This is a genomic window from Dolichospermum sp. UHCC 0260 (assembly GCF_009711985.1).
Taxonomy (GTDB): domain Bacteria; phylum Cyanobacteriota; class Cyanobacteriia; order Cyanobacteriales; family Nostocaceae; genus Dolichospermum; species Dolichospermum lemmermannii.
Map to the genome: position 1 here is coordinate 87620 of NZ_VIKZ01000010.1, position 8089 is coordinate 95708.

The 8089-nt window shown below is 36.5% G+C and carries 11 protein-coding genes; 1 reads left to right on the forward strand and 10 read right to left on the reverse strand.

Features of this window, described 5'->3' with window-relative positions; all coding sequences use genetic code 11:
- Positions 1-675 precede the first annotated feature (675 nt).
- A complete protein-coding gene (locus tag FJR08_RS06520; RefSeq protein WP_015080955.1) occupies positions 676-987 on the forward strand; it encodes a DUF6679 family protein in 312 nt (103 codons plus the stop codon).
- 17 nt (positions 988-1004) lie between these two features.
- Here FJR08_RS06520 and FJR08_RS06525 read toward each other — a convergent pair whose 3' ends face one another.
- From FJR08_RS06525 to FJR08_RS06570, 10 genes are all read right to left on the reverse strand, one after another.
- Entirely contained in the window at positions 1005-2654 is a 1650-nt protein-coding gene (locus tag FJR08_RS06525) for an MBL fold metallo-hydrolase (RefSeq protein WP_168632599.1), read from the reverse strand.
- A 351-nt stretch (positions 2655-3005) separates the two neighbouring features.
- Positions 3006-3569, reverse strand: coding sequence for a sporulation/spore germination protein (locus FJR08_RS06530; RefSeq protein ID WP_168632600.1), 564 nt, complete (start codon positions 3567-3569; stop codon positions 3006-3008).
- A 187-nt stretch (positions 3570-3756) separates the two neighbouring features.
- Positions 3757-3963 carry a hypothetical protein gene (locus FJR08_RS06535; RefSeq protein WP_254435701.1) on the reverse strand — a complete coding sequence of 69 codons (207 nt, stop codon included), beginning with the start codon at positions 3961-3963 and terminating at the stop codon, positions 3757-3759.
- A 53-nt stretch (positions 3964-4016) separates the two neighbouring features.
- Positions 4017-4967 carry a PIN domain-containing protein gene (locus FJR08_RS24220; protein WP_168632601.1) on the reverse strand — a complete coding sequence of 317 codons (951 nt, stop codon included), beginning with the start codon at positions 4965-4967 and terminating at the stop codon, positions 4017-4019.
- A gap of 17 nt (positions 4968-4984) precedes the next feature.
- The gene (locus tag FJR08_RS23515; RefSeq protein WP_235081860.1) at positions 4985-5239 is read right to left on the reverse strand and encodes a hypothetical protein; all 255 of its coding nucleotides are present in this window, start codon (positions 5237-5239) and stop codon (positions 4985-4987) included.
- Positions 5232-5813, reverse strand: a complete 582-nt coding sequence (locus FJR08_RS06550; protein WP_168632602.1) for a hypothetical protein — start codon at positions 5811-5813, stop codon at positions 5232-5234. Before FJR08_RS06550 ends, FJR08_RS23515 begins: the two co-directional genes overlap by 8 nt.
- Positions 5814-6021: 208 nt before the next feature.
- The gene (gene ureG, locus FJR08_RS06555; protein WP_168632603.1) at positions 6022-6618 is read right to left on the reverse strand and encodes an urease accessory protein UreG; all 597 of its coding nucleotides are present in this window, start codon (positions 6616-6618) and stop codon (positions 6022-6024) included.
- A gap of 5 nt (positions 6619-6623) precedes the next feature.
- The gene (locus tag FJR08_RS06560) at positions 6624-7310 is read right to left on the reverse strand and encodes an urease accessory protein UreF (RefSeq protein WP_168632604.1); all 687 of its coding nucleotides are present in this window, start codon (positions 7308-7310) and stop codon (positions 6624-6626) included.
- Entirely contained in the window at positions 7288-7728 is a 441-nt protein-coding gene (ureE, locus tag FJR08_RS06565) for an urease accessory protein UreE (RefSeq protein ID WP_168632605.1), read from the reverse strand. Before ureE ends, FJR08_RS06560 begins: the two co-directional genes overlap by 23 nt.
- Positions 7729-7842: 114 nt before the next feature.
- On the reverse strand, positions 7843-8070 hold the full coding sequence (locus FJR08_RS06570; protein WP_015080949.1) for a hypothetical protein: 228 nt from the start codon (positions 8068-8070) through the stop codon (positions 7843-7845).
- Between the last annotated feature and the right edge of the window lie 19 nt (positions 8071-8089).

Sequence of the window (8089 nt, forward strand, 5' to 3'; positions counted from 1 at the left end):
GTTAAGTTTTTACGTTGTTTAGTTATACTTAAATTGTGGAACTTTTAAAAGTATATCACACCTACTGTTACTAGTCAAGAGCTTGAGCGAATAAATTCGCCCGTGTCGCTTATATCTCAGCACTAAAGTGACTGAGCTTTACGCTTACCGAGTAATCTTGTAATACTTACATCTTGCTTCCGTAACGCCCTGGGGATATTATTCAAAAATTTATACAAAAAAAATTATTCACGGTTAAGAAATTAGAAACAATGTTATCATTTTCATTAATACAGATTTTAACCCTGGCGAAAATCTTTTAGAGATCAGCCACTGGTTTGTCTGTACTTGGCTAGATAGTCTAGTTAAAAGGCAAAAAGCTATGTTATATTCAGACCATTTTATTGCTAAAGCAGTCCTGCCAGGGATAAGTAATTTTCCCTGTGGAAACGCCAAATCAAAGAAAAATGTCTGTAGATGTTAACAGTTGCTATAGCTGTTCAACTAATGCGGTAAACTAAAGCTTAAGACCCAAAATTTCATCTAACACTAATGACTAAAAATAAGTGGTAAAATTGAGTCACTGAACTTACCGGGTTCTCACCGCGAAATTCACCTCCTAGAGGCTGATATTATGGGGATGAAACCCGAATTTGACAGGTTTAACTACGTTGTATAAAAAGGCAGAAGCACTACATGCTACACCGCAAGATTTATCAACTGTGTTGCGACGGGCGGGAGGTATGTGTTTTTTTGCGGGATCAGCAACGCTGGATAGAGCGGGCCCGCATCATTGATATCGAAGGCGATTTAGTGACTTTACGCTATGAAACAGACGAAGAAGATGAAGTTTGTTCTTGGGAGGAAATGGTTCGTCTCGAAAGCATCGGATCTGTTACTCAAAAATTAGCTTCAGTGCAACGCGGTAACATAGATCCGCTGACAACTGAAGACTGTCCAGAAGCAGAGCGTATTCCTAACCCTTATACTGACCTAAATCCAGATTAAACGCTCCTAAATTAAATTCACGTCAAGCGTTCAAAAGCAGGACAGTATCCGTCCAGGGTAACTTTGAAATTATATAAGGGGGCAGCGGGGTTCCAACACCGTTGCCCTCTTTGATGTCGGCAGCTACCACAGCAGGCAATATCACCAGAATTAGGGCGAAGGTTATTCGGGTTTAAGAGTTCTCGCGGAGATAACCCCCGTAATACCAAGTCTTCACCCTGCCAACGCGCTTCTATTAAACCCGTATCAGCAAATTGTCGCCACCGGGGATCTGCTGTCACCGTATCGGGAAGAGTGATGGTAATAACAGTTCCCAACTCCGTCACCTCCCCCTCATAATTAATTTCTGGGGCAGCAGGTTGTAAAAATGTTTCCCCAATCGGTAATTCTACTAGAGTCCCTGGGGCTGGTGAATGGACATGATAGCGATTTTGTAACTCTTCTAAACAAGTTAAGTCAGCCAGATAACTTGGAGAACCATGCACAAAAATCACGTGTTGCGGGCGTAAATTATGAATTAGCTGGGTTGTTCCTGGTCCATCACTATGTTGCGCTAACAGATAACTTTCAAATTTTGTCGGTGCTAAATATTCTGGATTAACTGGAATATCAATTTTTTCAGGTAAAAGAATTAACCAATTGCCTGTGTTTGGTTGACAATATTTACGTAAATCTGCGGAAGAATCTGTAAGAACAATACAAGGTGATGTCCCTAAAGTTGCTAGATTTTCTGGCTTTAATCTTCTTACACGGGGTTTTACTCGTTCATCCCAAAATAAAGGTTGGTGACGGGCGAAATTTTGAACTGCGGCGGGAAGATGTGGTAAAAGTTCTAAATAGGCATCACAACCAGCAGCTACAGCACCATCAACCCAAATGTCTACATCTCTACCTGTAAAGTGGTGATGGGAACGTAACAGCATGAGTAATTCTTGACCTAAACCTAAAGCCGGAGTTGGTAAAATTACTGAATAACTCTCATCTGTTCTACCGGCACTAATGGCGCGATGAATCCTTTCTGCTAGTTGATTTTCTTGATTGCGGCGATGGGTATGGCGAGATGTCCCATAACTACCTTCAATTAATAGCACGTCTAAATTTAAACCCCGGAGTTCATCTAGTCGCAACCCTTCGACTAAACGGGAGTTGGATAGGAAAAAATCACCTGTGTAAAGTAATTTATAATCACGGTTGGGGGTGTGGTAAGTGAGGAGAATCGCCACAGCACCGGGTAAATGACCTGCGGGAAATAATTCTACTATGAGATCTTCTCTGATTTCTATGGGCGATCGCAATGGTAATGCCTGACAAAATGAGAGAATTCCTGGTAGTTCTTCATCTGGCCAATTTAGCGGTAATAACTTCGTCGTTACCTCACTAGCATAAATAGGTAATAGGGGAAAAGCTTGATGCAGTGTTAATAAGCCTCTAGCATGATCTGGATGGGCATGACTAACCAGAACTAAATCAGCTAACATACCATGCTGTGCCGATTTAGTCAATTCCTGCGATATAGGAGAAATATTTGTCAAGCCGAAATCTAACATGATCCGATGTGGACCCATTCTGACCAGTAAACACACCCCTTCATCTTGATGCTGAACACTATAGGGAAAGCATTCTAACTCATTAGTGGTTTCGACCGCATCAATTGATATATTATTCATCCTTTGCTCCTCCCCTCCATCAAACTATTGGCTGAGAAAGTTGGCTTTTAGCAATATTCCTCTGCAAAGTTCAAAGAAGTGGGAATCCTAAGTTGTCACTCTTGTTAATGTGCAGAACCATTACCATGATAGTTATCGGAATCATAAAAGCCATTTTTCGTACCAAAAAATAAGCACGAAACCGTAAATATAACCGTTAAACCCACTAAAATTAGTTTGATATCCATTGATTTTATCCCCTTAAATTCGGACTTTTTGATCTTAATATCGTGTTTTTGCATTTGGGCAAAATCACTAGAAAATCTTTACCATGCTTGGGTTATTGTAAATATAGCACATTCAACCCCAGCATTACAGGGCAATCTCTTCTCCACGCTCAGTAAAGCGGACATCTTTAATTTTCCACTGGGAATTACTAATTAAGGTTTTGCGGACACTGCTAAACAACGCAAACTGTTCACAACTAGAAAGAGAAGATACTTGTCTTTTTGAATCTGGTGAAATGCGGATATCAACAATCGCAACACCATTTTTCACATTAACGCGATAACCAGATACGCTGAAATCTGCTGTATTTTGTTCTTTGAATATTTTACCTATAGCTTCATTCATGGGTTCTGCTGCGGAAACGTCAGTTTTTTGAGGAATTAGCTCTTGACATTGGGCATCACTTGTGTATACGGTGACGTTTGTAGTTTTACCGGAGATAGCTTTACTATCGGAATTGGTGGAATATGGCTCAATTCGGGGAATAGGAGACTTTTCTGGTTCTTTTTCAGGAATGGGGTTAATGTTGTTATTGGGTGTAGTTTCTGGGGTTGGGTTATTAGCGGTATCATTAGCATCACAACTAGTAATAACAGTGCAGGATACAACTAAAAATAATGATAAAATAGCTTGTTTGTAATTATACATATAGTAATTCCGTTGGATTTTTACAAGAAAATTCATCAGGGGAAGGAAAGAAAAAACCTAAATATCAATGATAACTACTTTTCCTACCATCCTATTTTATGTCACAGTATTTAATTTCTTGACTGATTAAATCAATAACTTCTAAAATATTCATACAAACACTTGAATGAACATTTCCAATTTAACATTACTTCAATGTTAAACGCTTTTGTAAATTCAACCACATTTGATAACAAGCACTCCATTCAACAAAGTCTACGTCATCTCCTAATTGTCCGGTTTGAAATTGGCGATAAAAATCTTCAGATGATAATTGATAATATTGCTCAAATGCTTGTAAATCGGTCTCTAATTCTTGAATTTGTACCTGAATATTATTTTTTTCCTCAATCATACCTAATGAATCTGTTAATTTAACATCTTTTTCTGATTTAGGTTTAAATTTATTTAAAGTATTTCCGACGTAAGTGTAATTATAAATTGATCAAAATATCTAGTTAATCCATTAACTAAAATATTATAATTTACAGCAGGAAATCCAATATGTTCATTAACAAATTTACTGGTAATTTGAAGAGTTAATTCTTTTGTTTGTTGTAAACCAATAATTAAAGCTTGACGGCATATAGAAAGAGAATTACATTCTTTAAGACACCTATTGATATACTCATTATCTAAAACTAACTTTTCCAGTAAAATTGCATATAAAATATAACGAAGAATAGTGTACATATCTAGTTTTAGGGCAGCAATTTTATTTTCAGAGTTTATCTGATTTTGAATTTCAATCAATTGAATAGGAATAGACTCTAAGAGATAGTTTAACGAACTATTAACTAAGATATCTTTTTTATTAGTAATATACAGAATAATTTCTAGGCGTTTTGTATTTTCTTGAAGACGAAGCAGATAAAATTCAATAGAATTGAAAAAATCATGATTTGCATGATTAGGAAAGAAACTTAACAAAAATGAACTAGGGTTGACTACAGAAAAAAATTCTTTATAAGAATCTGGTAATTTTTGAAGAGAAGATTGAGCATATTCAAATTTCCTAGTAATAATGTAGTCTAATTGAAGAGATTTTGCACAAGCTAACTGTATGGATATTTCAAAATCTTTAAGTTGATAGGAATTAGCTATTGCTAGAATTTTATCATCAACAATACAGACTTTTAGTATAGTTCTAATCTCGGCTATTGCTTGCCAAGCAATTTCAACTCCTCCGTTTTGTTTACCAACATTGAAGATTTTATTAAGGGTTATTGGTGTTACATAACCCTCTATTTTTTTAGATTCGATTAAATTACAAATTTCTACGGAAACTTGTACAAATGGATCTCTATCTAGCAAAATATCTAGAATAATATCATCGTCTAATAAAACTCTTCTAATCACTGGTGCTGCTCTAACTCCTAATTTCCATGTTTAGCAACTTCTGTATCTTTAGAATAAAGTTGTTGATTTTTTTGTTCCCCAGGTTTAAATAGTCCACGCATTCGTTTTACGTGTGGTAAATTTTTCGAGATTTCTTCTTTTACTTCTTCAACTTCAGGAAGTAAATGTGCAACTCCCAGTAGCTTACCTAGACGAGATGTTTTCAAAAAAGCCTGTCTTTGAGCATGAGTCATTATCTCTTTTGATCCTGCCATTATTTCATTACTATTCATATAACTTTGGGTTTCCCCATCTGGTTTCATGTCGTTGACAAAATTCTGCTGCTGCGGTTCGTGAAAATCTGAACACATATAAGTCTTCTCCACTAGGAGTGCTACCTAAAAAACCAAGATATTCCATCTGTACCTTATCCCTATAGTATGCCACAGCTTCATCCAAAGCTTCCAGCGAAACGAATGATTCTACTGATGTTACTGGACAAAACTCGAAAGCAACCTTTATTGCATACCAAATTAACCATTTACCAATAGGTTCAATTAACCTTGAAGTAACATCTCCACGATTGGTAGGGTGTGCTTCTATATTGTTTATTTCCATAAATATGGGAGGAGCGGGTTCAGGATAAAAATATGGATAAAGACTATATTTAACCAATCCCCAAACTTTACCCTTATAAACAAGCTTAACTATATTTTGGCAGTAAAAACTGGTATTATTCCATATATTCAACCAGTCACAAGTCCAGTCAGTGGGTAGATCATTAATACTTGCTGGAGAAATAAAAGCAATTTCTTCAGTGTTAGATTCAATTAAAACTTTTACCTGATAACTTCCAATAGTAGTCAATTTGTTTTTATTACCTGTTGAAAATTTGAGTATCATAAATTATACATTAAGATAGACAATTATTCAAACATGGTTTGTAAGATAACTTGTGGTTACTATATATTAGTTACATCGTATCATTATAATATCAATCACAAGCTAACATCCTGTAAATCTTTTAATCCTATAAATCCTGATAGCGAAGCGTGGCGTTAGCCATTTAAAACAATTAACAAATAGCTGCATGCACAAACTGAATTACATCTCCTAAACCAGCTTGAGTTTTCAAATTTGTAAAAACAAAAGGTTTATCACCACGCATTTTTTTCGCATCTCGTTCCATGACATTCAAATCAGCACCCACATAAGGAGCAAGATCAGTTTTATTAATCACTAATAAATCAGATTTAGTGATACCTGGACCACCTTTACGGGGAATTTTATCACCAGCAGCCACATCAATGACATAAATGGTTAAATCTACTAATTCAGGACTAAAAGTAGCAGCTAAATTATCTCCACCACTCTCTAAAAAGACTAAATCTAAATTGGTAAATTTTTCTTCTAATTGTTCAATTGCGGCTAAATTCATGGAAGCATCTTCGCGGATAGCAGTATGGGGACAACCACCTGTTTCTACACCCAAAATGCGATCGCTTTCTAAGGCTTGAGAACGGACTAAAAACTGAGCATCTTCTTGAGTATATATATCATTTGTCACCACAGCTAACTGATATTTTTCCCGTAAATTCTTACATAAAGCATCTACCAAAGCCGTTTTCCCCGAACCTACAGGACCCGCAACGCCTACTCTTAAAGCCGTCATAATTTTTAACTCCTAAACAATCTAGTATATTGGGTTTCGTGCTGCATACTCGCTAAAGACAAACCCCAATTACAACATCCTAAATCATCATCTTCCATTGTCAAAATCTCCCCCACAGTAGTAATTAATAAAGGTTGTAAACCCAGTAATAACTCCTGTCCCGCAGTTTGTCCCAGCGGAATAAGTTTGATCCCAGCGGTAATTAAATTATTCGCCCAACTGTGTAAATAAGCTAATAAAGCAGCTTGAATATTTATATCCCAATGAGCGCAAGCTATAGCAAATGCGATCGCATAATTAGCAGGATAACCCACAGCATTCACCACAGGTAAAATTTCCGGTTCTAACTTCCCTAATAATTGCATCAGAGAACGTCCCATTTGCCAACTAGCAGCCCGTAATTCTTCCGTATCTCTCGCAGCAGATAACCATAAATTCCACCGCTTTAAAGCCGACCTATCACCTGATTTGACAGCATGAAAACCCCTCACCATTATCGCTGCATCTAGGCGAATTGAGCCATAAATTAATTCAGATTTTAGCCAATCTTTGAGATTTTCTATATTCGTAATAGTACCATTTTCTATTAACATCTCCAACCCTTCCGAATAGCCATAAGCACCAACGGGTAAAGCTGGACTTGCTAATTGTAAGATTGTCAAAAAATGGCTATGTGTGAGAGTGATTTCCATAAGCCCCTAATTCTGGTTGAAAAGGTAAAATTTCTTCTTTAATTTCTAACCCTAATTGGATTAACATAGCAGCTAAAACTGCATCTGGAGATAAGCGTAAATAAGTCGAAGTTATTTCTACAGGAACATGACGATTTCCTAAATGATACGCAGCCCTTAATAATAAAGGAATTTCTGCTAATACAGTTAAAACAGGTTCAGGTTTAGCAATAATTCCCATATAAATACTTTCGGTTTCATCTGTGAGAATATCGCTATCATGTAATACTGTACCTCTAGCTAACCGCAAAAAAATCTCCTGACCATCTGCTAATATAAATTTATGACGGCTACGAGTTCGTTCTTCCGCAGTTAGTGAAAGAGTGATATTCACTATAGCATCAGCATTAGGTGGTTGACGTTGGGTAAAAGTCAGCATAATTCCCGAAATTAACTTTAATTTGTGAATATTGCAAGAGTTAGATCCCCGACTTCTTAGAGAAGTCGGGGATCTAATTGTTCATAACTGATTTAGGATAGCTATAGGTGTAAATTATGTCATCACTTCAAAAGAATGAACTTCTAGAATAGAACCAATCATCGCTGCTGTCATTAAATCTTCTCGAACTTTTCCGGTGATTTTGGCTTTCTGTCCTGATTTAAGTAAGTTTTTATCAGCACTTTTTGAGATTTCGTATGTAACACCATCTTCTGTCACAAAAGCCCAAGCACCAAGCCCAATATTCCGACGTTCAATAGTACCTGTAGCTGTAATAGTCATTTTTCAGTTGTTAGTTGTT

Bases quoted from the DNA above. Each gene is read 5' to 3' on its own strand.
- FJR08_RS06570 (WP_015080949.1), bottom strand. From the start codon at position 8,070: ATGACTATTACAGCTACAGGTACTATTGAACGTCGGAATATTGGGCTT.
- ureG (WP_168632603.1), bottom strand. From the start codon at position 6,618: ATGACGGCTTTAAGAGTAGGCGTTGCGGGTCCTGTAGGTTCGGGGAAA.
- FJR08_RS06520 (WP_015080955.1), top strand. From the start codon at position 676: ATGCTACACCGCAAGATTTATCAACTGTGTTGCGACGGGCGGGAGGTA.
- FJR08_RS23515 (WP_235081860.1), bottom strand. From the start codon at position 5,239: ATGAATAGTAATGAAATAATGGCAGGATCAAAAGAGATAATGACTCAT.
- ureE (WP_168632605.1), bottom strand. From the start codon at position 7,728: ATGCTGACTTTTACCCAACGTCAACCACCTAATGCTGATGCTATAGTG.
- FJR08_RS06535 (WP_254435701.1), bottom strand. From the start codon at position 3,963: ATGATTGAGGAAAAAAATAATATTCAGGTACAAATTCAAGAATTAGAG.
- FJR08_RS06530 (WP_168632600.1), bottom strand. From the start codon at position 3,569: ATGTATAATTACAAACAAGCTATTTTATCATTATTTTTAGTTGTATCC.
- FJR08_RS06525 (WP_168632599.1), bottom strand. From the start codon at position 2,654: ATGAATAATATATCAATTGATGCGGTCGAAACCACTAATGAGTTAGAA.
- FJR08_RS06560 (WP_168632604.1), bottom strand. From the start codon at position 7,310: ATGGAAATCACTCTCACACATAGCCATTTTTTGACAATCTTACAATTA.